This window comes from Vibrio sp. S9_S30, from assembly GCF_014694455.1.
In the GTDB taxonomy this organism is placed as follows: Bacteria; Pseudomonadota; Gammaproteobacteria; order Enterobacterales; family Vibrionaceae; genus Vibrio.
Genome location: NZ_JAAUWT010000002.1, coordinates 35,498 through 61,209, shown reverse-complemented (window position 1 = coordinate 61,209; position 25,712 = coordinate 35,498). Strand labels below are relative to the sequence as shown.

Genomic DNA, 25,712 nt, shown 5'->3' with positions numbered 1-25,712 from the left:
AGTTGTAATTTTTATCGATTGTTAACCATTTGTAAACACCAGACACTACGCAGCGGATTACGGCTCTTGAAATAAACGAACTAAAACGGATAAGCAAAAATGAAAGCCTTAGTGATTGGAAGTGGCGTTATTGGTTTAACCAGTGCTTGGTATTTAAGACAAGCGGGATTTGATGTTGAGGTTATCGATAGGCAAGAAAGCAGTGCTTTGGAAACCAGTTTTGCTAATGCTGGGCAACTTTCCTATGGCTATTCAGCTCCGTGGGCAGCTCCAGGCATTCCGTTTAAAGCCATAAAGTGGTTAGCGCAGACACATGCACCACTCAAGATATCCCCACCGTTAGATTCAAACATGATGGGCTGGAGTCTGAAGATGCTGGCAAATTGCACCGAGAAGAAATACCAACAAAACAAATCGAGAATGCTTCGCTTAGCGAATTACAGCAAATTATGCATGCGGGAATTGACGCAGTCTCTCGATTTAGAATTTGAAGGAAAAAAACTCGGAACATTGCAAGTATTTCGTCATGCAGAACAAATAGACGCCGTCGGAAAAGACATGTACCTATTAGGAAAAAGTGGCATTCCGCATCATTTGCTCAATGTTGAACAGTGTATTGAAAAAGAACCGGGGTTAGCCGCGGTCAAACACAAGCTGACAGGCGGTCTGTATTTGCCTAATGATGAAACTGGTGATTGCTTTTTGTTTTGCCAGCAATTGGAGCAGCACTGTAAAAATGTCGGCGTCCAATTTCACTACCACCAAGAAGTAAAAGACATTCAACATAACCAAAAAATGATCACCGGAGTGACGACCACTCAACAGACATTCAAAGCGGATAAATACGTAGTTGCCATGGGCAGTCACTCTGCACAGTGGCTTAAACCGTTGGGGATCCATTTGCCTGTGTATCCGGTAAAAGGGTACTCCCTAACCGTTCCAGTAGAAGACGAAGACAATGCACCAAATTCGACCATAATGGATGAAACCTTTAAGGTGGCCATTACTCGATTTGATGATCGGATTCGTGTGGCTGGAACCGCTGAATTGGCGGGCTTTAACCAAACGCTTCCGATTAAGCGCACTAAAACAATCAATAAAGTACTCACCGATCTTTTCCCCAAAGCAAGCCGACTATCGGATGCAGAGTACTGGACTGGTCTTCGCCCTATGACCCCAGATGGCACACCGATCATCGGGCAAACCCCCTTGTCTAATATGTTCACCAACACCGGGCACGGTACGCTGGGCTGGACTCTCGCTTGCGGTTCTGGACGACTATTGGCTGATATTGTCGCCAATCAAACACCGGATATTGAATATGAGGACCTATCCTACTCTCGCTACACACGCAAGTAATCGACAACGAAGTACGTAAATCAAACCGAAGTAAAGAGCCCAATGCGTCCCCTCATTGGACTCTTCTTTTAGGATCAAACCGTTAAGAATTTCATTCCAAGTAAGTCAACTTAATCGGAAGGATAAATAGGTACATGAATGCAGAAATCACAGAATCATGGTCGATAAGTTTATTCTTTTTGAAAAAAAATCACACATCATCGATTGATTGCACAACTTTCAGCCAAAGTATTTCAAAATATTAGCAATACGTGCTCTAAATCACGATAGCAGTAACAATAAGATAAAAATGTTAACAAACTGATCACGCTCAGGATTAACATATCATTTTCTTTTTACATCAACACAACATCAATATAGGGAAAGAGTCATGCAGTCACTCGTCGACTTTCTTAATGGAATAATATGGAGCCCAGTACTCATTTACCTGTGCTTGGGTGCAGGCTTGTTCTATTCCATCACCACTCGCTTTGTTCAGGTTCGCCATTTTTCAGAAATGTGGCGTTTGCTTTTATCAGGCAAAAGCTCTTCTAAAGGCATCTCCTCATTCCAAGCCCTTGCGGTTTCACTTTCAGGACGTGTAGGTACGGGTAACATTGCAGGCGTTGCAGCGGCGATCGGTTTCGGCGGTCCAGGTGCGGTGTTCTGGATGTGGGTAGTGGCTTTCTTAGGTGCCGCAACGGCCTACGCTGAATCAACATTGGCGCAAATTTACAAAGAAGAAGATGAAGGTCAGTTCCGTGGTGGTCCCGCTTATTACATTGAGAAAGCCATGGGCCAAAAATGGTATGCATGGGTTTTTGCTATAGCCACCATCTTCGCGTGCGGTGTTCTTCTTCCAGGCGTTCAATCAAACAGTATTGGTAATGCCGTTGAAACCGCCTTTGGTGCAGGCATGATGATAGATACAGGGCTAGGCACTTACAGTTTCGCTAAAATTTTTACCGGCACCTTTATTTCCATTATCTTAGCTTTCATCATTTTTGGTGGCGTTAAGCGTATTGCCAATTTCACACAATTTGTCGTTCCGTTCATGGCATTAGCCTACATCGTCATTGCGTTTGTCATCGTCCTTCTTAACATTGGCGAAGTTCCTCGTATCTTCTCGATGATCATTGGTGATGCCTTCACTCCAATGGCAGGCTTTGGTGCAGCAATTGGTTGGGGGGTGAAACGCGGTGTTTACTCCAACGAAGCAGGTCAGGGCACAGGTCCTCATGCTGCCGCTGCTGCCAATGTTGATCACCCAGCGCAGCAGGGTTTGGTTCAAGCTTTCTCTATCTACATTGATACGCTGCTCGTATGCTCCGCGACAGCATTTATGATTCTTATCACTGGTGCCTATAACGTTCATGGTGGTGCGGAAGGACAATTCTTGATCCAAAATCTACCTGCAACCATTGGCGCGAACGGTCCAGCCTTTACTCAGATGGCGATCGAAAGTACCTTGCCGGGCGTTGGGAAACTGTTCATTGCTTTTGCTTTGTTCTTCTTCTCATTCACCACCATCTTGGCTTACTACTACATTGCCGAAACCAACATCGCTTATATCCGACGTACGTTCAAAGTGAGCGGAATGATCTTTGCCCTTAAGCTGGTCATTTTGTCTGCGGTATTTTATGGAACCGTAAAAACAGCGAACCTTGCTTGGGCAATGGGTGATGTCGGGGTTGGCTTAATGGCATGGCTCAATATTGTGGGGATTCTGATCATCTTCTTTATGGCAAAACCAGCACTTAAAGCCTTAAAGGATTATGAGGAACAGCAGCAAGCGGGCGTAACCGAATACACGTTTAACCCAATCAAACTTGGTATCAAAGGGGCCACATATTGGGAAGAAAAATACAAACGTAAAACGGGTCATTCTCCGTCAACCAAAGAATCGACTGGTGAGGTAGAACAGCCATCAACATAAGGTTGTCTCTGCTAACGAGTTGAAAACATACAGGAGGCAGCGAGAACTGCCTCCTCTCTCATTAAGTTTCAATCCTCTTATCTACAATATCTTTCCGCACCAGTTTTGATCAAAAGGATAAAAAAATGCCAACCCGAAGGCTGGCATCAATGTCTGACGAGTGAAGATTATTCCCACTCGATTGTTGCTGGTGGCTTACCTGAAATATCGTAAACCACACGAGAAATACCATCGACTTCGTTGATAATACGGTTAGAAACCTTACCAAGGAAATCGTAGGGTAGATGCGCCCAGTGCGCCGTCATAAAATCGATGGTTTCAACTGCACGCAGTGACACAACCCAATCGTACTTACGGCCATCCCCCATCACGCCAACAGAACGAACAGGCAAAAATACCGTAAACGCTTGAGAGACTTTATGGTACAAGTCAGCGGCATGCAGTTCTTCAATGAAGATAGCATCAGCGCGGCGCAGCAAGTCACAGTATTCTTTCTTGATTTCACCAAGAACACGAACACCTAGACCAGGGCCTGGGAATGGGTGGCGATAAAGCATATTGTATGGGAGCCCAAGCTCAAGACCAATCTTGCGAACTTCATCTTTGAAGAGTTCACGCAATGGCTCAACTAAGCCCATTTCCATGTCATCGGGTAATCCACCAACATTATGGTGAGATTTGATGACGTGTGCTTTACCTGTTTTAGAAGCGGCAGATTCAATGACATCTGGGTAGATAGTCCCTTGAGCAAGCCACTTCGCATTTTCCAATTTCTTAGATTCTTCATCGAAAATATCGACGAATACGTGACCAATGATCTTACGTTTGGCTTCTGGATCTTCTTCGCCTTTCAGCGCATCCAAGAAACGGTTTTCTGCATTGACGTGGACAATATTCAGACCGAACTTATTCCCGAACATATCCATCACTTGTTCGGCTTCGTTCAGACGCAGCAAACCGTTATCAACAAATACACACGTCAATTTGTCACCAATCGCTCGGTGAGCCAGCATTGCGACAACCGAAGAATCCACACCACCGGATAAACCGAGGATAACTTCATCGTCACCCACTTGCTCTTTAATTCGAGCAATGGCATCTTCAATGATGGATTCAGAGGTCCATAAACGCTCACAACCACAAACACCAAGAACGAAGTTCTCTAGCATCTGTAGACCGTTTTTCGTATGCGTCACTTCTGGGTGGAACTGAACACCGAAGTATTTCTTCTCATCGTTCGCCATTGCAGCGTAAGGACAAGTCTCTGTCTCACCGACTTTTACGAAACCTTGTGGGATTTCTACAACTTTGTCGCCATGACTCATCCAAACGTCTTGAGTGGTCTCAAGATCTTTAAAGATAGAAGATTCACCAGACACTTCTACAGCTGCGTAACCAAACTCACGCTCGTTCGAAGTCGATACCTTACCACCAAGCTGTTCTGCCATGGTCTGCATGCCGTAACAGATCCCCAATACCGGTACGCCAGAATCGAACACATATTGCGGGGCACGAGGAGAGTTATCTTCTGTTACGCTTTCAGGACCACCAGAAAGAATAATGCCATCTGGGTTGAATTCGCGAATGTCCGCTTCTTCCACATCCCAGCTCCATAGCTCACAATAAACACCAATTTCACGGATGCGTCGAGCAACAAGCTGAGTGTATTGAGAACCAAAATCGAGGATCAAAATCCGTTGGTCATGAATGTTCTTAGTCATTTTCGTCTCTTAAGATCAAATAGGTTAAGCGATGAAGATGCGCCTTTATACGCCTCTTCAAGGTTAATTCTTTAGGGGTAATTACTGACCAGTACGGTAGTTAGGCGCTTCTTTTGTCATCTGCACATCATGGACGTGAGATTCTTTCATACCGGCACCAGAAATACGCACAAATTCGGCTTTAGTGCGCATATCGTTGATCGTTGCACTGCCAGTCAAACCCATGCTTGAACGCAAACCGCCCATTTGCTGGTGAACAATTTCTTTCAAACGACCTTTATAAGCGATACGACCCTCAATGCCTTCTGGAACAAGCTTGTCAGCAGCGTTATCCGATTGGAAATAACGGTCAGAGGAACCTTTAGACATCGCACCCAGAGAGCCCATGCCACGGTAAGATTTGTATGCACGACCTTGGTAAAGTTCAACTTCACCCGGAGCTTCTTCAGTCCCCGCTAACATAGAGCCAACCATCACACAAGATGCACCAGCTGCAATGGCTTTACAGATATCGCCTGAGTAACGAATGCCACCATCAGCAATGACAGGAATGCCGTATTCAGCGGCCGCGTCTGCGGCATCCGAGATCGCCGTGATCTGCGGTACACCCACCCCCGTAACGATACGAGTTGTACAGATAGAACCAGGACCAATACCCACTTTAACCGCACTCACACCGGCTTCAATTAGGGCTTTCGCACCTGATGCTGTTGCAACGTTACCACCAATGATATCAAGGTCAGGGTAAGCCGCGCGAGTTTCGCGAATACGGTTAAGCACACCTTCAGAGTGACCATGAGAAGAATCGATGAGTAAAACGTCTACACCCGCATCAACAAGTGCTTTTACACGCTCTTCATTACCCGCGCCAGCACCAACAGCGGCTCCCACACGTAAACGACCTTGCACGTCTTTACAGGCATTAGGCTTGCGCTCTGCTTTGTGGAAATCTTTCGCTGTGATCATGCCTTTTAGTTGGAACTCTTCGTTCACAACCAAGACTTTCTCCACACGGTGCTCTTGCATCAACTTTTGCACTTCTTCACGAGAAGCACCTTCTTTCACTGTCGCAAGGCGAGCTTTGGGTGTCATTACATCTTCAACTTTCTTAGTAAGATCAGTAACAAAACGCACATCCCGCCCTGTAATGATCCCCACTAATTCATTGTTTTCAGCAACAACAGGGTAACCGGCAAAACCGTTTTCTTCTGTTAGCCCTTTTACATCTTCAATAGTCGCTGTTGGCTCAACAGTAACAGGCGCAGTAACCACACCTGCTTCGAAGATCTTAACAAGATGCACTTGATGAGCTTGTTGCTCAATCGACATGTTTTTGTGGATAAAGCCGATACCACCTTCTTGCGCTAACGCAATGGCTAGGCGAGCTTCCGTTACGGTATCCATAGATGCCGAGATCATTGGGATATTCAAAGTGATGTTTTTAGTCAGCTGAGTGCGAAGATCAGCGGTATTCGGAAGAATAGTGGAGTGTGCTGGGACGAGTAGAACGTCGTCAAAAGTTAAAGCTTCTTTTGCGATTCGTAGCATTTGCAATATCTCACAACAAGGTATTAATAGGAGTAAATCCAAGCTTTATCGTTTCGCATAATAAAGTGATTTGGATTTGATATTGCAGACGGATTATACGCACAGGGCAATCGTTTGACCACACATTTTTTCACTTTTTATTTGCAATCACCCCCTTGATATGTATTATATTGCCGCTAATTTCCATACTCACGCCTTAGAGATTATTTGTGTCTTCTCTGACCAATAATAATATTTTCACCGTTTCTCGCTTAAACTCAGAAGTCCGCCTATTGCTCGAAAATGAAATGGGCGTAGTTTGGCTTGTGGGTGAAATGTCTAATTTCTCTGCCCCCGTGTCCGGTCATTGGTACTTCACACTTAAAGACTCTCGTGCTCAAGTAAAATGTGCGATGTTTCGAGGCAACAACCGCCGAGTCACATTCAAGCCACAAAATGGAAATCAAGTATTAGTCAAAGCTCGCTTGTCTCTTTATGAGCCGAGAGGTGACTACCAACTTATTATTGAAAGTATGCAGCCCGAAGGCGACGGCCGACTTCAGCAAGAATTTGAAGAGCTGAAGATGAAACTTGCCGCTGAAGGTCTGTTTGCTCAAAGTACAAAACAACCTTTACCAGAGAACCCAACTCGAGTGGGTGTGATCACATCCAAGACGGGTGCCGCTCTGCACGATATTCTAGATGTACTAAAGCGCCGTGACCCCACTCTTCCTATTGTTATCTATCCCACCATAGTTCAAGGCGATACTGCCGCTATCTCAATTGCTCAAGCCATTGGCAGAGCAAATGAACGAAACGAGTGTGATGTGCTTATTGTTGGTCGTGGTGGAGGTTCATTAGAGGACTTATGGTGCTTTAACAACGAAATTTTAGCACGTACCATTGCCGCAAGTCAGATCCCCATTGTCTCGGCAGTGGGGCATGAGGTTGATGTGACTATTGCTGATTTTGTGGCAGACATGAGAGCACCAACCCCTTCTGCCGCGGCAGAACTGGTCAGTCGAGATAACCACCACAAAGTATTGTCACTGAAGCAAAAACGCCAACGCTTGCATCAGGTAATGCAGCAATATCTTGCTGAGCATAAATCTGCGCTCAACACGTTAGAAAGAAAGTTGGAAAGAAAGCACCCAAGCTACCAACTTCAACGGCAAAATCAACGTTTAGACGAATTAGAACAACGATTACACATTGCAATCAACAATAAGTTATCAGCCAATCGCGTAGCAATAGTGAACTTGGAGCATAGGCTTGCATTGCACAATCCTCAGCGCAAGCTAAATCAACTTCAAAACCATCTCACCAACAGTCAAACAAAGTTATTTGATTCGATGGATAGACAGTTATTACTGTCACGACACCAGCTAGCACTAGCAGCAGAAAAACTGGATACCGTTAGCCCACTTGCCACCTTAAGACGCGGTTACAGTATTACTCAGCGAGAAAATGGCGACGTCGTCACCGATACGAAAAAAGTAAAAACGGGTGATATCCTTATCACTCGCCTTGCTGATGGGAAAATTCGCTCAACCGTTTCTGACTAACTTCAACTTGGGTTTTAGACCACTTAGCCGGAATGAGCATCAAGCTACATTTGATTGTTTTTTGTAGACGAAAGTCACCCTAGACTTGGATTTTAGCTCGTTACAACTTAGGCAAAAGTAGTTAACCGCTCCACATGCTTGAAGCTTCTCAAGAGATTGTTCGCAGTCGGGGCAGAAAACAAGCTTCTGATACTCTTCAGAACAGAAATCGCAGTGATATAACCCACCATTCCATCTCAACTCGCTGTCACACTGCTTACACACATTACCATTCATTACCTTCCCCTTTTTACCAACGAAGTCCATCTTGATAATGCGTTCATAGTCTAATGCATGCTTTGATCTGCATCAGTTGTTAATCCAAACTGAAATTTTAGAGAGATTGATCTTTTGCGATTAAATGTTTATTCAAGTTATATACGTTTCCATCACAGTGTAAGGTGTGTATTCATGCTATTTTTCAATAAGGTTGCAATGGTCTAACCGCTAGAAGTAGAACAAAGAGACTAATACAGATCTTTCCCGATCTTCTGCACTAGGAGAACTGATCAGCGATCAGCGTCAAAAAGAACATTTATATCACCACACCCCGAAAGCATAAGTTACATATCCTGCATTTGCATTTTACACAGTCAATAGTTTTGATATTACGGATAAAAAAAGTCATTTTTAGAATTTAATATTCGATCTAATTTCAATTGTTTTTCAAATGTAAGTGAACATTACCATGTTTACAATTCCACCTAACTTTTTGTTTTTTCTTATTAAAGCAATACAAGGCATCTTATCGCCCGAAGATCGAATAAATGAAAAAAGGGAAAAACTCAGAATACAAAAAAAACGCCTTTCGGCGTTTTTTAGTTGTTTATATCGATTCTTCGTTATTTCTTTCGATTTTTCATCATCGACATAAGGCGTTTGCGTTTTCGCTCTTGTGATAACGTCAATTTATTAGACTTGCCTTCAAATGGGTTATCACTGCTTTGAAACTGAATTCGAATAGGTGTACCCATAATTTCCAAAGAACGACGATAGTAGTTCATTAAATAGCGCTTATAAGAATCTGGTAATTCATGCACTTGGTTACCATGAACAACGATGATTGGTGGGTTGTAACCGCCTGCGTGCGCGTATTTCAATTTTACACGGCGACCACGTACCATTGGAGGTTGGTGATCATCTTGCGCCATTTTCATGATTCGAGTGAGAACAGATGTACCAACTCGAGTTGTTGCCGATTTGTACGCTTCCTGAACCGATTCAAACAAATGCCCGACACCGGTTCCATGCAGCGCAGAGATGAAATGAATGCGTGCAAAATCGACAAAACCTAGGCGACGATCAAGCTCTTTCTTCACATGTTCTTTGACATCGGTGTCTAGCCCGTCCCATTTATTCACGGCAATGACAATTGAGCGACCGGAATTTAACGCAAAACCCAATAAGCTTAAATCTTGATCCGAAATGTTTTCTCGAGCATCAATAACCAACAATACAACATTAGCATCTTCGACTGCCTTCAGAGTCTTAACAACTGAGAACTTTTCTACCGTCTCATTAATACGAGTACGACGACGCACTCCCGCGGTATCAATCAGAACGTATTCACGTTCATCTCGCTGCATGGGAATGTAAATAGAGTCGCGAGTGGTTCCGGGCATATCGAATACCACGACTCTTTCCTCACCAAGAATACGGTTTGTTAGCGTTGATTTACCTACATTAGGACGACCAATGATCGCCAACTTGATTGGCTGGTCTTGCAAGCGCTTGAATTCGGCTTCAGCTTCTTCTTCTGTGAAGTCCAGTTTTTCTTCTGGGTCTTCAAATTCTGTAAGGTCTTCTAATTCACCTTCGGCATTGGCAATCAGCTCTTCTGCAAATGGATTAAGAGCACGATCAATCAATGTTGCTACACCGCGACCATGAGATGCCGCAATTTGATACATGTTTTCAACACCGAGCTTCCAGAAATCGGCACACGCGGCATCGGCATCAATACCGTCGACTTTGTTTACCACCAACATAGCTGGCTTTTCAATTTTTCGAAGGTGCATCGCAATGGCTTCGTCTGCTGGTGTCAAACCCGCTCGACCATCTACCATGAAGAGAACCACATCGGCTTCATCAATGGCTGCAAGCGATTGCTCTGCCATTTTCGTTTCTACGCCTTCTTCCGTGCCATCAATACCGCCGGTATCGATAACGATGAAGTCATGTTCACCTAACTTTGCTTGACCGTATTTACGATCCCGAGTTAATCCAGGAAAGTCAGCCACTAACGCATCACGCGTTCTAGTCAGACGATTAAAAAGCGTCGACTTACCAACATTAGGGCGCCCTACAAGAGCAACGACAGGAATCATATGTACCTCTACAATCTCATTTCTTAATGTAGCTATAGGTAAGTCATTAGCACTAGAACTTACCTATAACCACACTTGCTTAATTATCAATAAAACGGCTCTTGACTGAGAGCAGCCAAGAGCCGATTGTGAATTATATCACGTTATTTACTGGATCTGCAGTTTCTTTACCGCACCTGAACGTGTCACAACAACGTAACCATCATCAACCACCAAAGGGCCAACAGCAAAGCCACTGTTATCGATTAATTGCTGAGCCACAAACTTACCCGTGTCCTTATCCAGCCAATGGAGATACCCTTCTGTGTCTCCAACGACTATCTTACCGTTGATAATGGAAGGAGCCGTTAATAAACGGTACTCTAACTGTTTATTACTCCAGATCTCTGTTCCACTTCGTGCATCAACGGCGACGAGATGATCTTTATCTGTCACTAAGTAAAGATTGCTGCCATCTGTCACCATATCCGTTGCAGATGAATAAGTTCGTTTCCAAGAAGGCGCACCTGAACGTAAGTCAATCGCCACAAGCTGCCCATTGATACCAACACTGTATAACGTGCCACCAATAATGATTGGGGAGGCATCGGCATCGACTAGGCGATCAATTTCCGTAGATCCTTTAGGGGTTCCCACAGGTTGCTGCCAAATCAGTTGCCCACGAGCAATAATTGCCGCCGCAATTCGACCATTCGCGGTTCCCCAAAAAACACCACCTGAAATAGTGACAGGAGAGCTGTCTCCACGCAGTGTTAAGCTCGGAACTTCAGAACTCACCGTCCACTCTTGAGATCCATCCTCTTGGTTTAGCGCAACCAATATGCCGCGAGAGGTATGAACCAACACAAGATTGGCGTCGGTTGCAGGTGTAGCAAGCACTTCCCCTTCTACTGAAGAACGCCAAAGTACCTCACCATTCTCAGCAGAAAGCGCTATGAGTTCGCCATTTTCACTGCCGATAAACAACTTGCCAAACGCGGCGGCAATACCACCAGATAGGCGAGCCGAGTTTTCCGACTCTACTGTGGTAGACCATTTTGCTATACCCGTATTAGGATCTAGCGCTTTGACCTCTCCATCACGGCTGGCAACAAATACATTGTCGTATGCGTAGACAGGTTTCAGTTTGGAAAAATAATGCCCAACACCATCGCCAATCGAAGTAGACCAATTACTCGATGGTGTGAATTGACTTTCAACTACAGGCAAAGGTGCCATTACGATGGTGTCTTCTTCCCCTGCACATCCAGCTAAGCCAGCGACAGCCAAGGCACACATCACAGCTCGGTTGAGCATTTTCTTCATTCGATATAACCCTTACTTCGCCAGATCGTCCAGCTTCATTTGCAGAGCCTGGCTCGCATCTGACTGCTGCTGTGCTTCTGAGTAGGCGGCATAAGCGCCTTCAGTATTCCCCTGTCGAAGCAAGATATCACCTTTGAGTTCAGCAACACGACCAGCCCAACCCGCTTCTTTTACTGAGTCTAGCTGAGTAAGCGCTTCATCGTATTTCTCTTGTTCTGCGAGTACGCGAGAAGTACGTATTGTTAGCAGAGAAGTGATCGCCGTATCTTTTGTGTTCGTTTTAGCCCAGTTTAACTGCTCCAAAGCTTTGTCCAGCTCTCCGGCTTCAACAAAGGCTTTTGCTAATTGAAGTGAGGCTAATACAGAATATTGGGATTCTTTATTCGCTTCGATAAAAGCTAACGCGTCAGAAGACGACTCGGCACCAGAATTTTGTATTTGAGTCAGTACTTTATCATACGCTTGAGAAGCAGCACTTTGTGCTTCGGCTTGCGAGTCCTGATAAAAACGCCAGCCAAAGATACCGCCTAAGCCAACCACCGCACCTACGATGACCGCTTTACCATTCTCTTTCCACCATTCTTTAATGGCTTCTACCTGTTGTTCTTCAGTATCGTAGAGTTCCACGTCCTGTCCTCTTTAGATCAAATGCTTAAGTTGCTCGGCAACGTCTGCCTGTGCAACTGTTGTTTGTTCGCCGCCAGTTAGGTTTTTGACGACGACAGTGCCTTCCGCGACTTCGTTTTCACCAAGCACCAAGGCAACAACCGCGCCAACTTTGTCAGCACGCTTAAATTGTTTCTTGAAATTACCGCCCCCGAAGTGCGTCATCACACGTAACCCCGGTAATGACTCTCGCAGTTGTTCGGCCAATTTCATGTTCGCCATTAGTGTGCCGTCACCTGCGCTAACCATGTACACATCGACAGCACGACGCGTTTCTGCTAGGTCAAGCTCCTCTAACATAAGCACTAAACGTTCTAGCCCCATCGCAAAACCAACGGCGGGAGTAGACTTACCACCCAGCTGCTCGACCAGCCCGTCGTAACGACCACCACCACACACTGTTCCTTGAGCCCCTAAACTTTCGGTAATCCACTCAAAAACAGTACGATTGTAATAATCCAACCCACGAACAAGGCGCTGGTTAACTTGGTATTCGATACCAGCCGCGTCAAGAAGTTCACACAACCCAGCAAAATGTGCTTTGGATTCTTCGTCAAGGTAATCGGACAACTGTGGTGCATCAACTAGAATCGCTTGAATATCTGCATTTTTGGTATCCAGAACACGTAGCGGGTTCGTATGCATACGGCGTTTACAATCTTCATCCAAAATATCGATGTGCTGCTCAAGGAATTCAATCAATGCTGTACGATAGTTAGCACGGGCGTCTAAGGAACCAATTGAGTTCAACTCTAAACGTACGTGCTTTTCGATACCGAGTTCTCGCCATAGACGCGCCGTCAGCATGATCAGCTCAGCATCAACATCGGGACCATCCAAACCAAAAACTTCCACACCACACTGGTGGAATTGACGATAGCGACCTTTTTGAGGGCGCTCGTGACGGAACATAGGTCCCATATACCATAAGCGCTGCTCTTGATTATAAAGCAAGCCATTTTCAATACCTGAACGAACACAGCCAGCTGTGCCTTCTGGACGCAAAGTCAGGCTGTCACCATTTCGGTCTTCAAAGGTGTACATCTCTTTTTCAACCACATCGGTCACTTCACCAATGGCACGGCTGAATAGATGCGTCATCTCAACGATAGGCATGCGTACTTCACTGTATCCGTACGCACTGATTACATGTTTAACCGCACCCTCCACTTTTTGCCAAAGAGGAGATTGCGTTGGGAGGCAGTCATTCATGCCTCTGATTGCTTGTATCGTTTTTGCCACAGTTATTACCGTCGAGATTATTGTTTATCGATAAAATTGATGTCGATGCGATTGCTTTCATCAAGCATCGACGCTTTTGCACGAATTTTCGCTTCGAGCTTACTAACCAAATCATCATTATCAAAGCGTTCTTTTTGACGTTTACCATCTTCGTAGAAAGCGCTTTTCTTGTGACTTCCAGCTAGCCCTAAATGGGAGACTTCGGCTTCACCAGGTCCATTGACTACGCAGCCAATGATTGAGACATCCATAGGTGTAATAATGTCTTCTAAGCGCTCTTCTAACGCATTAACCGTGTTAATCACATCGAATTCTTGGCGAGAGCAACTTGGACAAGCTATGAAGTTGATACCACGTGAGCGGATACGCAGCGACTTCAAAATATCAAAGCCAACCTTGATTTCTTCGACAGGATCAGCGGCAAGAGAAATACGTAGTGTATCGCCAATGCCTTCCGCTAACAGCATGCCCAAGCCAACAGCCGATTTCACTGAACCTGCACGCGCACCGCCTGCCTCAGTAATACCCAAATGCAGTGGCTGATCAATTTCTTTTGCAAGCAGACGGTATGAGTCTACAGCCAAAAAGACATCGGATGCTTTTACACTGACCTTGAATTGATCAAAATTCAAACGATCAAGATAGTCAACATGTCGCATTGCTGACTCTACAAGCGCTTCAGGAGTGGGTTCCCCGTATTTGACTTGCAGGTCTTTTTCTAAAGAACCGCCATTAACACCAATACGAATAGGGATGTTTTTATCGCGAGCACAGTCAACAACCGATTTTACTCGCGCTTCATTACCGATGTTACCGGGGTTTATTCTCAAACAGTCAACACCATATTCCGCTACTTTTAAAGCAATTCGGTAATCGAAATGAATATCGGCTACTAACGGAACATTGACTTGCTGCTTGATGAGTTTAAAGGCTTCTGCCGCTTCCATGGTTGGAACAGAAATACGTACAATATCAGCACCAACGGTTTCCAGAGACTTAATTTGAGCCACTGTTGCCTCAACATCCGTTGTTCTGGTGTTGGTCATGGACTGCACCGCAATAGGGGCACCGTCACCGATCGGAACATCACCCACATATATGCGGGTCGATGCACGACGTTTAATAGGGGATTCGTGTTGCATAATGGCTTTAGACTTACTCAGCTTCTAGGGTAATTTGAATCTTGCTACTTTGCCCGCAGTATACCCAGAAAGGTCCACGGCTTCACCAGCAAATGTCATCGAGACACCTTCAGGTGCACCTAATATGACGCTATATGGAGCCTTACCACTTACAGTCAGTTGTTGTCCCGCTTTTTTTACGCCAGTGGCAAGTACCTTGCCTTCTGCGTCTTTTATCTGAATCCAACAGTCAGCCGAAAACGACATTGAAACTGAATTAGCAGAAAGCGAACTGCCCGAAGCCTGAGAGTCTGAAGATGCAAGCTCATCACTCTCGGACGACTCAGCGGCAGATGGCGTGTTAGATGAAGAAGGCGAAACATCATTTGTTGCTAAGTCGGCAACTCGGCTCTCAGTCTTTGAGGAATCAACAATCGAAGAATCCGTAACTTCTGCGTTGACTGGTTTCGTTTCTTCAGTTGAAATGGCGACATCAGTAGCTCGCTCTGCCTCTTCGATATGTGGAACAGGCTGCACAGAGGCGGCATTCAGTTCTCTCTGCGCCTCAAGCACAGCTAAATCGGCTTCCGATTCTTGAGAAAGGGTGTCTGATGACGCAGTCAGTTCAGATACAGAAAGTGTGTCTAAGCTTTGATTCTGCCACCACCACACAGAAGATATGCCAACCAGCACAACCAAAACACCCCATGTAATTAGCATGATTCGGCTGTCGTGCTTTTCTCGATTGGTTTTTCTCGAAAAGCTCTGCATGGATTGCTCTTTATGATTGACCTCTTCTTCTAGAAGGGGCAAAACATCATCATCACTCAATCCAACGGCCTTAGCGTAAGATCGCAAATAGCCACGGGTAAAAGTGGCTACTTGATCTGACTTGAAGTTGTTATCTTCAATGTTTTGTATCACCGCCAAGCGGAGACGAAGACGGTCAGCGATGTCTTTTTGCGTTAACCCCAACTTCTCTCGCTGCTGGCGCAGTACATCGCCAGGAAGTGGCAATGTTGAAATAGTCATATTTTCTGCTGTTTGTTCAATACTCATTCGCTATGTACTTCTGATATTGAATCGAGTCTGGGTATTTATCTTTTAGTACGCTTGTGTACTTACTTGCAAGAGTGTTATTGCCTGCTTGTTTTTCTAATTCAATTAACAGACCTAAACTCGAAGCTTTATACCCATATCTATTATGAAATTTTAAAAGTCTAACCCTAGCTTCTCGATACTTTGCTTTTTGTATTTCTATTTGTGTTAGCTGAAGTATAGAAACAATACGATTAGGGTCATGATCCAAAGAACGGGCAAAATAATATTCAGCTTTATCCTGATCGCCGCTTTTCAGCGCACACATAGCCGCATTTTGATAGCTGGCTGCAATCAGGTAGTAATATGGCTGTTCAATAGCACGGTTAAAGAATGCATCGGCTTCATCGTATCGACCGATTTTACAAAGAAACGTACCGTAGTTATTGAGCACATCACCGTTCTTAGGTGACTCCCTAAGTGCCTTTTTATAGGCTTGCTCTGCCTGACCAGTCTCGCCAACTTCTTGATAAAAGTGAGCCATTGCAATCAGTGAGCGATAATAATCGGGTGCGTAGCTTAATGCGGTTTCAAGATTTTCTCTCGCCCGAACCATATCTTTGGACTCAAGATAACTTAAACCTAAGCTTATACGCGCCTCTGCCGCCTTTATCTTATCAAACTGATTATTAGCGGGTTGTTCAGTAACTGTAACACAACCTACTAACAAACTAACCAGAAATATGTTCGCAATTCTCACTAACATCACACTCCCTTACTATCTGGGGTGCCTTTCTGGTCAATTATCAACTCAGATTGACTTCACCTCGATTGGTTCCCCGTGCTGTTTAAGTTTTGTCCGTTTTGTTCGGTCGATCACATCTCCAACTAACTGACCACAAGCTGCGTCAATGTCATCACCACGAGTTTTACGCACAGTGACCGTGTAATCGTATTTCATCAACGTTTTCATAAAACGGTCAATGCGTGAGTTACTCGGCTTGCGGTATGGTGAACCAGGATAAGGGTTAAAAGGAATCAAATTTATCTTCGACGGAGTATCTTTTAACAGTTCTGCGAGTTGTCTAGCATGTTCCATATCATCATTCACGTGATCAAGCAGAACATACTCAATCGTAACTTTGCCACGATTGGCATTGGACGACGCGATATAACGTCTAACTGAATTAAGAAAATCTTGGATGTCCCAACGATCGTTAATGGGCATGATCTCACTTCGAAGTTTATCATTTGGGGCATGCAAAGAAATAGCCAGTGCAACATCAATGTTACCTGTCATTTGATCAAGGCCTGACACCACACCGGAAGTCGAAACGGTCACGCGGCGCTTTGATAGACCAAAGCCCAAGTCGTCGAGCATGATCTCCAGAGACGGAATCAAGTTTTTCATGTTGAGCAACGGCTCACCCATTCCCATCATTACCACATTGGTAATTGGGCGGCGCCCCGTTTCTTTTTGTAATCCAATTTCTCTTGCTGCGCGCCATACTTGACCAATGATTTCCGACACTTTCAGATTACGGTTAAACCCTTGCTGGGCAGTAGAGCAGAATTTACACTCAAGCGCACACCCCACTTGGGAGGAAACACAAAGTGTCGCTCTGTCTTCGTCGGGGATGTACACGGTTTCTACATCCTGATCACCAACTCGCATTGCCCATTTTATCGTACCATCGGAAGAGTACTGTGCATCAGAAACATAAGGCGCACGAATTTCTGCAACACGTATAAGTTTCTCTCGAAGCTTCTTATTGAGATTGGTCATGTTCTCAAAATCGTCTACACCAAAATGGTAGATCCACTTCATGACCTGATCAGCACGAAATCCTTTTTCACCTAATTCATCGGCGAAGTATTTTCGTAGCCCTTTACGGTCAAAATCCAGTAGATTTACTTTTTCGCTGCTCATGTTGCCTCTCGCAGGTGGAACGGTATTTAAGGGCGCGAATTGTACAGCCTTTACCCAGTGACAACAAGGGGGCAAGAGTAAGGTTATTTATAAAGGATTCATTTCAAAGTGATTAAATTTTAAACAGAAAAAGGATAACCAGAATGAAGCTTGATATTGAAGGAGAGCGGGTAAGGACGTGGAAAACATTGCACCTACGAATAACCATAAGTGCAATGATAATCTCATACTCTAAAAAGACTCATCTTCTCTAGGGCAAATTTCAGATGCAGGGAAGAAAAACTCAATTTCGCGCGCTGCGGATTCAGGGCTATCGCTCCCATGTACTGAGTTGTAACGCATGCTGACTGCGTAATCAGCACGGATAGTGCCACACGCAGCTTCTTCAGGGTTTGTTTTCCCCATCAGTTCGCGGTAGCGGGCGATCGCGTTTTCACCTTCAAGCACTTGAACCATGATAGGTCCAGATGTCATGAACTCTTTCAATCCCTCAAAGAAAGGCTTGCCTTCGTGCTCAGCATAGAAACCACTCGCTTGTTCATTGGATAAATGAACCATTTTAGCGGCAATGATCCTCAAGCCCGCTTTTTCGAATCGATGGTAGATTTCACCCACAAGGTTTCGCTTTACTGCATCGGGTTTAATGATGGAAAACGTTCTTTCTAGAGCCATAAGATGTCCTTTGTTCTTTCGTTATAATAGTCGAAAACAGCAAGCGAGTTGCGCCCTCGATTTTTTAAATTGAATTCAATTTATTTTGATTGTTCTGTCAAAATTCGAGCGAGTGTACGCACCCCCATGCCCGTTGCACCGGCAGACCATTTGTCGCTGGCACTCTTACGATACGTGCCTGCGCAGTCGAAATGCAACCAACCTTTCTTGTAATCATTCACAAAGTACGACAAAAAGGCCGCAGCAGTACTCGCACCTGGAGAGTATTGACCGCTGCTGATGTTCGACATATCTGCAAAGTTAGAAGGAAGCATGGAACGGTGGAAATCCGCCAAAGGAAGAGGCCAGAGCCCTTCACGCTCTTCAGCGGCATACCCTATGGCTTTAGATGATAGTTGCTGATCAAATGAAAGAAGTGCGTGGTAATCATTACCTAATGCATTCTTTGCAGCACCAGTGAGGGTGGCGCAATCGATGATGAGCTTGGGATTTTGTTCACTTGCATACAGAAGACCATCCGCAAGAACCAAACGACCTTCTGCATCGGTATTCATGATTTCGACAGTCTTACCATTTTTGTAAGTGATGATATCGCCCAACTTGAAAGCTCGCCCTGAAATCATGTTTTCGGCACAACAAAGAATCAATTTTACGCGTTTGTTAAGCCCACGAAGGATAGCCAACCCAAGACCACCGGCAATCGTGCCCGCCCCTCCCATATCAGCCTTCATGGCGTCCATGAACCCAGAGGGCTTAATACTGTAACCGCCAGAATCGAAGGTAATCCCCTTACCCACTAAACAAGCGAAAACGGGTGCATTTTCATCACCTGTTGGGTTGTAATCCAACTGAAGCATTGCGGAAGTACGTTCTGAACCACGACCAACGGCATAAATCCCTTCCCACCCCTCTGTGAGTAAGTCTTTATCTTTTATGATTCTGTACGTCACATGCTCTGGCGCAAGAGATTTAATGAACTCTCCAGCCATCGTTGCAAGTTGGCGAGGAGCGACTTCTTCTGCACTTTTGTTGATGATATCTCGGACCCAGTTTCCTGCTTTGATGCGAGAACTCAGTTCATGTTGTTCATTCTCTTCGAGATCAGCCCACTCAACAGAATTGGTATTTTTAGGATCACGATAACCTTGGTAAAATGCCCAGATGCTTTCTACATCCCAACCTTCACCTTGCAAAAATACGGATTTGATTCCTTGTCCATCCAGCTTGCGCCCAGCACGCTGAATCACATCAACTAACTCACCATCGGTGTGATGAATCGTTGTACCTTGATCTGTAAAAGATAAAATTGCTTTGTCGCCCCATTGAGGGAGTGCCACTTGTGAGGAAATGAATACTGGCATTTGTGTAGACATGATTTCTCCTTGTCTTATCATCGTAATCTTCGCTGAATTCTATTACGACTTTGTTTCTTTTCACGAGTTAAGGAATGTTAGCATTATGTTCGTAGAAAATATCACTCTCATAAAAAAAACGGGCATCAAAGCCCGCTTTTTTCAGTAAATAATGTCAGACTACGTAAATAAACCAACAGATAACTCAAGTTACTTGATGTGACTTGATCATTACGTTTTCATTCACTTAATCGATCTCATCCATCCAGCAGAGGATGATCGCTTCTAGGATTTTTTCGTTTGAACGGCTCGGCTCATCGTCAAACTCTTCAAGCTCACAAATCCAGCGGTGCAAATCCGTGAAGCGCACCGTTTTAGGATCGGTCTCGGGGAAAAGGTCACATAGCTCAATGGCGATATCTCGCGAGTCTGTCCATTTTAAACTCATTGTTCTTCCTTATTAGTGATCTTCTGCCGCATGATTCAGCGTGTATTTCGGAATTTCGACAACCAAATCTTCGTCGGTGATCACCGCTTGGCAACTTAAACGAGACTCGGGCTCTAGGCCCCATGCTTTATCAAGCATGTCATCTTCAAGTTCTTCACTCTCATCTAATGAATCGAACCCTTCACGTACAATAATATGGCAGGTGGTACAAGCACAGGATTTCTCGCAGGCATGTTCGATTCCGATGCCATTTTGTAAAGCAACATCAAGAACAGTCTGACCAGTTTGTCCTTCTAATACCGCACCTTCTGGGCAAAGGTCTTCATGGGGTAATACAATAATCTTTGGCATTTTAAACTCTCAAACTAATAACTGTTATATGTCATCAACGGATTGACCAGATAGGGCGGTTCGAATCGATTTGTCCATACGGCGAGCGGCAAAATCCTGACTGGCTTTGTCTGTCTCTTTGATGCCTTGCTCAATCGCGTCAGCACTATCTTGGTTACGCAAAGCAATCAAAGCTTCTATTGATTTTAGTAACACTTGCTGTTCTTCTTCGGAAAGCAGCGCATCGCCATCGGCTTGCAAAGCAGAAACCAAACCTTCAATAACGCGATCCGCTTCGACCCTTTGCTCCGCAAGAGCCCTTGCTTGCATGTCCTCTTTTGCGTAAGCCATGGAGTCTTTTAGCATATTTGCGACTTCATCATCACTCAAACCATAAGAAGGTTTCACTTGGATTTCAGCTTGCACACCTGTACTCTTTTCCATCGCAGTGACTGACAGCAAACCATCCGCATCAACCTGATAAGTGACACGTATATGCGCGGCACCCGCAGCCATAGGCGGTATGCCTTTTAGTGAGAACTTGGCTAATGAACGACAGTCGTCAATCATTTCGCGCTCACCTTGCGTAACATGGACGAGCATGCCCGTTTGCCCATCTTTAAACGTCGTAAATTCTTGTGCTTTGGCAACGGGAATTGTGGTGTTTCTTGGGATGATTTTTTCAACCAAACCACCCATGGTTTCAATCCCCAATGAGAGAGGGATCACGTCAAGTAGCAGCATCTCGGAATCTGGCTTATTACCCGCTAAGATATCGGCCTGAATGGCTGCGCCAATAGCAACAACCTCATCCGGATTGATGCTCGTGAGTGGCGTTCGCCCAAAGAACTCACCAACCATGTCACGAACATGGAGTGTGCGCGTCGAACCACCAACCATCACCACTTCTTGTATTTCATCCGCAGAAACCCCAGCATCTTTCAATGCTCGGCGACAAGAAAGCAGCGTTTTTTTAACTAGAGGCTGGATAAGTTCATTGAACGTATCGCGAGACAAAGAGCCAGACCATGCCCCAAACGTTACTTCTGTAGACTCAGTGCTTGATAACTCGATTTTTGCTTGAGTTGCCGTATCCAGTAACACTCGTTGCTGTTCATTAGAAAGCTCAGCCTGAATACCTGATTGTTCTTTGATATAGCTTGCCACTATGTGGTCAAGGTCATCACCACCCAAAGCAGAATCGCCGCCAGTCGCAAGGACTTCAAAAACACCTTTGGATAGACGCAGGATGGAAATATCAAACGTTCCGCCCCCTAAATCATAAACAGCGATCACGCCTTCTTGAGCGGAGTCCAGCCCATAGGCAATCGCTGCTGCCGTTGGTTCATTCAGTAACCGAAGGACCTTCAACCCTGCCAACGTAGCCGCATCTTTCGTACCTGCACGCTGCGCATCGTCAAAGTAGGCAGGAACAGTAATCACTACCCCTGTGAGCTCTCCACCAAGCGACTCTTCTGCACGCTGACCTAATGCTTTCAATATTTCTGAAGACACCTGAATCGGGTTGACGTTACCTTTCGATGTTTCAACTAATGGCAGCCCATTTTCACTTTCGATAAAAGTATAAGGAAGAGAGGGGTATCTGGTTTGAATATCAGCAAGAGAACGACCGATAAGCCGTTTAGCCGAAATGATCGTTTGCTCGGGCTCGGATTGAGCGTGCTCACGCGCTTTTTCTCCGACTAATATCGTGTCAGAACCATAATAGACAACCGATGGCAAAATGCTTTCATTCTGCTCATCGACTAATGGCTTTGCCGTTCCGCTAAGAACAGACGCCACAAGTGAGTTCGTCGTCCCCAAATCAATACCAGCCGCCAAACGATGCTTGTGCGGGGCTGAACTTTGACCCGGTTCTGCAATTTGAAGTAATGCCATTGAAAGTCCTTTATTATCCGAGCAGTTTATCTTCTAACTGCTCTATTTCATTTTGTAATTTGGCAATAAATTTTAGCTTACGAATACCATTCGCAGCGTTTTCCAGTGTGTTGTCAGTTAATGCCTGAACCATGTCGCTCAAATGCGACTGGTACAGTTTACTGACCTTTTTCTCAAAATCGAAGAGTTCAGATTCTGGATCGGATGACGACTCAATGTCTTCTAATGCTTCCCTCAGCTCCATCTGTTCCATTAGAAACATAGGATCTTGCATCGTATTTTGCTCATTCCGAATGTCTACTCCTTTCAGAGAAAGTAGGTATTCAGCACGAGAAATAGGGTGTTTCAGGACTTGGAAAGCATCATTGATTTGTGCCGCTTTTTGCACAGCAAGAAGACGATCTCGCTCGGATGCAGTCGCGAATTTATCAGGATGGAATTGACGCTGAAGCTCTCTGAACTGAGTAGATAACGCAGCAACATCGAGATCAAACTGACAAGATATACCAAACAATTCAAAATGATCCATTTTCTGACTCTCAGTAAAATCTGGGCAAAAAATAAAGATAAAGGGGAAAGTACAAAACGCAGTCTTCACTGCGTTTTAATTCGATGTACTTGTTGAGTCTATTCTGTCAGACGTTGAAGCTTTCTCCACAACCACACTCGCCTTTGACGTTAGGGTTGTTAAACTGGAAACCTTCATTCAAGCCTTCTTTTACGAAGTCCAACTCAGTCCCATCTAAGTAAACTAAGCTTTTAGGATCAATGATAATCTTCACATTGTCCTGCTCAAAAATTTTGTCTTCTTCATTAAGAACATCAACAAATTCGAGAACATAAGCCATTCCAGAACAACCTGTGGTTTTCACCCCAAGCCTTAAACCGATGCCTTTGCCTCGATTATCCAGAAATGATCTAACCCGGCTTGTCGCCGCTTCCGTCATGGTAATGGCCATACTGCAACCTGCAAATCTTTAGTGACATTAAAACGGAAGAAGCATGAGCTCCTTCCATTTACAATTTATAACTCGTGTTTCTTTTTGTAGTCAGAAACAGCGGCTTTAATTGCATCCTCAGCAAGGATTGAACAGTGAACTTTTACTGGCGGCAGTTCTAGTTCTTCTGCAATTTCTGCGTTTTTAATAGCAGCGGCTTCATCGATGCTCTTACCTTTCACCCATTCAGTGACTAAAGAACTGGAAGCAATAGCGCTACCACAGCCATAAGTTTTAAATTTCGCGTCTTCAATGATGCCTTCAGCAGACACTTTGATTTGCAGTTTCATCACATCGCCACATGCTGGCGCACCAACCATACCACTGCCAATAGATGGGTCATCCTTATCGAAGGAGCCAACGTTGCGTGGGTTCTCGTAATGATCAATTACTTTTTCGCTGTATGCCATAATGTTTACCTTGTACCCTCTATACCCTTGAGATTAGTGGTGAGCCCATTCAACTGTGCTCAAATCTACACCTTCTTTATACATATCCCATAGAGGAGACATGTCGCGCAGTTTATCCACTGCAACACGAATCTTTTCAACGGCATAATCAATGTCTTCTTCTGTCGTTAGTCGACCAAAAGAAAAACGAATAGAACTATGTGCCAGCTCGTCATCCAACCCTAAAGCACGTAGAACATACGAAGGCTCAAGGCTTGCTGATGTGCAGGCAGAACCAGAAGAAACAGCCAGGTCTTTCAATGCCATAAGTAGGGACTCCCCCTCTACAAATGCAAAGCTGATGTTAAGGTTGTGTGGCACACGCTGTTCTAGATCACCATTGATCGTCAACGCCTCCATTCCCTCAAGACCTTTCAACATACGCTCGCGCAATGACTTTGCATGCTCGAAATCTTGTTGCATTTCCTCTTTCGCAATACGAAAAGCTTCACCCATCCCAACAATTTGGTGAGTCGCTAACGTACCAGAGCGGAAACCACGCTCGTGACCGCCACCGTGCATTTGTGCTTCTAAGCGAATACGAGGTTTACGACGAACGTACAATGCACCGATACCTTTAGGGCCATATACTTTGTGCGCAGACATAGAGATAAGATCGACTTTCATTTCCTGAACATCCAATGGCACTTTGCCAGCGGATTGAGCAGCATCAACATGAAAGATAATTTTGCGCTCACGGCAAAGCTCACCGATAGAAGAGATATCCTGAATCACACCAATTTCGTTGTTAACGTGCATGATAGATACCAAAACCGTATCTTCACGCATTGCCGCTTGAAGTTTACTTAGATCAATAATGCCATTGGATTCTGGTTCAATATAGGTCACTTCATAACCTTCACGCTCTAGCTGACGGCACGGATCAAGAACCGCTTTGTGTTCGGTTTTACACGTAATAACATGCTTACCTTTTTTGCCGTAAAAGTGCGCTGCGCCTTTTATCGCTAGGTTGTCAGATTCTGTCGCGCCCGAGGTGAAAATAATTTCTCTTGGGTCAGCATTTAATAGTTCGGCAATTTGCTCACGAGCAGTATCGACTGCTTCTTCTGCCTGCCAGCCATAACGATGCGAACGAGATGCAGGATTACCAAACGTCCCATCCATCGTCATGTACTGAACCATTTTTTCAGCAACACGCGCATCAACGGGGCACGTTGCTGAGTAATCAAAATAAATGGGCAGTTTCATTTGTTACTCCAATGTAATATTGTCCGCTTAGGCGGTTATATCGCGACGCTATCTATGAGCGTACATTTACACCGATGGGGGCGGTGCTTGTATTTTTTTGTCCAAACCCATGATTGATCACCAAGTCAATACCTTGACGATCAGATATTTCTAATACTTCGTTGTCCAACATCAACTCACCTAGAGTGATATTGTTTAAGAACTCACTAATTCTTGTGCTCAAATCATGCCATAGTGTGTGAGTTAAGCAGCGCGAGCCGCCTTGACAATCAGCTTTACCATTACATTTCGTTGCATCAACAGATTCATCTACGGCAGCAATCACCATACCAACTGCAATATCATTCGCATCAGTACCAAGGCGGTAACCGCCTCCTGGTCCGCGCACGCTAGCAACTAAACCAGCTTTACGTAGCTTAGAAAATAATTGTTCTAAGTAAGATAAAGAAATACCTTGACGCTCAGAAATGTCAGCCAAAGGCACTGGGCTTTCTTGTGAATGCAGAGCAACATCTAACATTGCTGTTACTGCATATCTTCCTTTAGATGTAAGTCTCATATCACACCGTATCCACAGTAAGTTTGTGGATAGAATTCTTC

General features: G+C 44.7%; 24 protein-coding genes. 3 read left to right on the top strand and 21 right to left on the bottom strand.

Annotation, left to right across the window (positions count from 1 at the left end):
- The first annotated feature begins 99 nt into the window (after positions 1–99).
- Together HC752_RS02410 and HC752_RS02405 are read left to right on the top strand one after the other, a co-directional pair.
- Positions 100–1,359, top strand: a complete 1,260-nt coding sequence (locus HC752_RS02410; RefSeq protein WP_190333498.1) for a D-amino acid dehydrogenase — start codon at positions 100–102, stop codon at positions 1,357–1,359.
- A 370-nt stretch (positions 1,360–1,729) separates the two neighbouring features.
- Positions 1,730–3,274 carry an alanine/glycine:cation symporter family protein gene (locus tag HC752_RS02405; protein ID WP_190333497.1) on the top strand — a complete coding sequence of 515 codons (1,545 nt, stop codon included), beginning with the start codon at positions 1,730–1,732 and terminating at the stop codon, positions 3,272–3,274.
- A gap of 167 nt (positions 3,275–3,441) precedes the next feature.
- Here HC752_RS02405 and guaA read toward each other — a convergent pair whose 3' ends face one another.
- Positions 3,442–4,995 (bottom strand): glutamine-hydrolyzing GMP synthase, encoded by a 1,554-nt coding sequence (gene guaA, locus HC752_RS02400; RefSeq protein ID WP_190333496.1) that lies wholly within the window; start codon positions 4,993–4,995, stop codon positions 3,442–3,444.
- Between the two features lie 81 nt (positions 4,996–5,076).
- A complete protein-coding gene (gene guaB, locus HC752_RS02395; RefSeq protein ID WP_190333495.1) occupies positions 5,077–6,543 on the bottom strand; it encodes an IMP dehydrogenase in 1,467 nt (488 codons plus the stop codon).
- A gap of 209 nt (positions 6,544–6,752) precedes the next feature.
- Here guaB and xseA point away from each other — a divergent pair, with 209 nt between their 5' ends.
- Positions 6,753–8,087, top strand: a complete 1,335-nt coding sequence (gene xseA, locus HC752_RS02390; RefSeq protein WP_190333494.1) for an exodeoxyribonuclease VII large subunit — start codon at positions 6,753–6,755, stop codon at positions 8,085–8,087.
- A 39-nt stretch (positions 8,088–8,126) separates the two neighbouring features.
- Here the strand turns inward: xseA and HC752_RS02385 are convergent, their stop codons facing one another.
- The 19 genes from HC752_RS02385 to iscR form a co-directional block, all read right to left on the bottom strand.
- Entirely contained in the window at positions 8,127–8,363 is a 237-nt protein-coding gene (locus tag HC752_RS02385) for a zinc ribbon domain-containing protein (protein WP_190333493.1), read from the bottom strand.
- A gap of 605 nt (positions 8,364–8,968) precedes the next feature.
- A complete protein-coding gene (gene der / locus HC752_RS02380) occupies positions 8,969–10,453 on the bottom strand; it encodes a ribosome biogenesis GTPase Der (RefSeq protein WP_190333492.1) in 1,485 nt (494 codons plus the stop codon).
- Between the two features lie 147 nt (positions 10,454–10,600).
- Positions 10,601–11,758, bottom strand: coding sequence for an outer membrane protein assembly factor BamB (gene bamB, locus HC752_RS02375; RefSeq protein WP_190333491.1), 1,158 nt, complete (start codon positions 11,756–11,758; stop codon positions 10,601–10,603).
- Between the two features lie 12 nt (positions 11,759–11,770).
- Positions 11,771–12,385, bottom strand: a complete 615-nt coding sequence (locus HC752_RS02370; RefSeq protein WP_190333490.1) for a tetratricopeptide repeat protein — start codon at positions 12,383–12,385, stop codon at positions 11,771–11,773.
- Positions 12,386–12,397: 12 nt separating this feature from the next.
- The gene (gene hisS / locus HC752_RS02365; protein WP_190333489.1) at positions 12,398–13,666 is read right to left on the bottom strand and encodes a histidine--tRNA ligase; all 1,269 of its coding nucleotides are present in this window, start codon (positions 13,664–13,666) and stop codon (positions 12,398–12,400) included.
- Between the two features lie 17 nt (positions 13,667–13,683).
- Positions 13,684–14,808 carry a flavodoxin-dependent (E)-4-hydroxy-3-methylbut-2-enyl-diphosphate synthase gene (gene ispG, locus HC752_RS02360; RefSeq protein WP_190333488.1) on the bottom strand — a complete coding sequence of 375 codons (1,125 nt, stop codon included), beginning with the start codon at positions 14,806–14,808 and terminating at the stop codon, positions 13,684–13,686.
- 24 nt (positions 14,809–14,832) lie between these two features.
- Positions 14,833–15,819 carry a cytoskeleton protein RodZ gene (gene rodZ, locus HC752_RS02355; protein ID WP_342029447.1) on the bottom strand — a complete coding sequence of 329 codons (987 nt, stop codon included), beginning with the start codon at positions 15,817–15,819 and terminating at the stop codon, positions 14,833–14,835.
- Between the two features lie 16 nt (positions 15,820–15,835).
- Positions 15,836–16,591 (bottom strand): type IV pilus biogenesis/stability protein PilW, encoded by a 756-nt coding sequence (gene pilW / locus HC752_RS02350; protein WP_190333486.1) that lies wholly within the window; start codon positions 16,589–16,591, stop codon positions 15,836–15,838.
- Between the two features lie 45 nt (positions 16,592–16,636).
- Positions 16,637–17,755, bottom strand: coding sequence for a bifunctional tRNA (adenosine(37)-C2)-methyltransferase TrmG/ribosomal RNA large subunit methyltransferase RlmN (locus HC752_RS02345; RefSeq protein ID WP_190333485.1), 1,119 nt, complete (start codon positions 17,753–17,755; stop codon positions 16,637–16,639).
- Between the two features lie 231 nt (positions 17,756–17,986).
- Complete coding sequence (gene ndk / locus HC752_RS02340; protein ID WP_190333484.1) at positions 17,987–18,427, bottom strand: nucleoside-diphosphate kinase; 441 nt, start codon at positions 18,425–18,427, stop codon at positions 17,987–17,989.
- Between the two features lie 80 nt (positions 18,428–18,507).
- Positions 18,508–19,800, bottom strand: coding sequence for an aminopeptidase PepB (pepB, locus tag HC752_RS02335; protein WP_190333483.1), 1,293 nt, complete (start codon positions 19,798–19,800; stop codon positions 18,508–18,510).
- Between the two features lie 226 nt (positions 19,801–20,026).
- The gene (gene iscX, locus HC752_RS02330; RefSeq protein WP_190333482.1) at positions 20,027–20,227 is read right to left on the bottom strand and encodes a Fe-S cluster assembly protein IscX; all 201 of its coding nucleotides are present in this window, start codon (positions 20,225–20,227) and stop codon (positions 20,027–20,029) included.
- A 12-nt stretch (positions 20,228–20,239) separates the two neighbouring features.
- Entirely contained in the window at positions 20,240–20,578 is a 339-nt protein-coding gene (gene fdx, locus HC752_RS02325; RefSeq protein ID WP_190333481.1) for an ISC system 2Fe-2S type ferredoxin, read from the bottom strand.
- A 24-nt stretch (positions 20,579–20,602) separates the two neighbouring features.
- Positions 20,603–22,456 carry a Fe-S protein assembly chaperone HscA gene (hscA, locus tag HC752_RS02320; protein ID WP_190333480.1) on the bottom strand — a complete coding sequence of 618 codons (1,854 nt, stop codon included), beginning with the start codon at positions 22,454–22,456 and terminating at the stop codon, positions 20,603–20,605.
- 13 nt (positions 22,457–22,469) lie between these two features.
- Positions 22,470–22,985, bottom strand: coding sequence for a co-chaperone HscB (hscB, locus tag HC752_RS02315; RefSeq protein WP_190333479.1), 516 nt, complete (start codon positions 22,983–22,985; stop codon positions 22,470–22,472).
- A gap of 106 nt (positions 22,986–23,091) precedes the next feature.
- Positions 23,092–23,415 (bottom strand): iron-sulfur cluster assembly protein IscA, encoded by a 324-nt coding sequence (gene iscA / locus HC752_RS02310; protein ID WP_190333478.1) that lies wholly within the window; start codon positions 23,413–23,415, stop codon positions 23,092–23,094.
- Between the two features lie 65 nt (positions 23,416–23,480).
- On the bottom strand, positions 23,481–23,864 hold the full coding sequence (gene iscU / locus HC752_RS02305) for a Fe-S cluster assembly scaffold IscU (protein ID WP_190333477.1): 384 nt from the start codon (positions 23,862–23,864) through the stop codon (positions 23,481–23,483).
- 33 nt (positions 23,865–23,897) lie between these two features.
- Positions 23,898–25,112: an IscS subfamily cysteine desulfurase gene (locus tag HC752_RS02300; RefSeq protein ID WP_190333476.1), complete on the bottom strand. Its 1,215-nt coding sequence runs from the start codon at positions 25,110–25,112 to the stop codon at positions 23,898–23,900.
- A 52-nt stretch (positions 25,113–25,164) separates the two neighbouring features.
- On the bottom strand, positions 25,165–25,671 hold the full coding sequence (gene iscR, locus HC752_RS02295) for a Fe-S cluster assembly transcriptional regulator IscR (protein ID WP_190333475.1): 507 nt from the start codon (positions 25,669–25,671) through the stop codon (positions 25,165–25,167).
- Positions 25,672–25,712 lie beyond the last annotated feature (41 nt).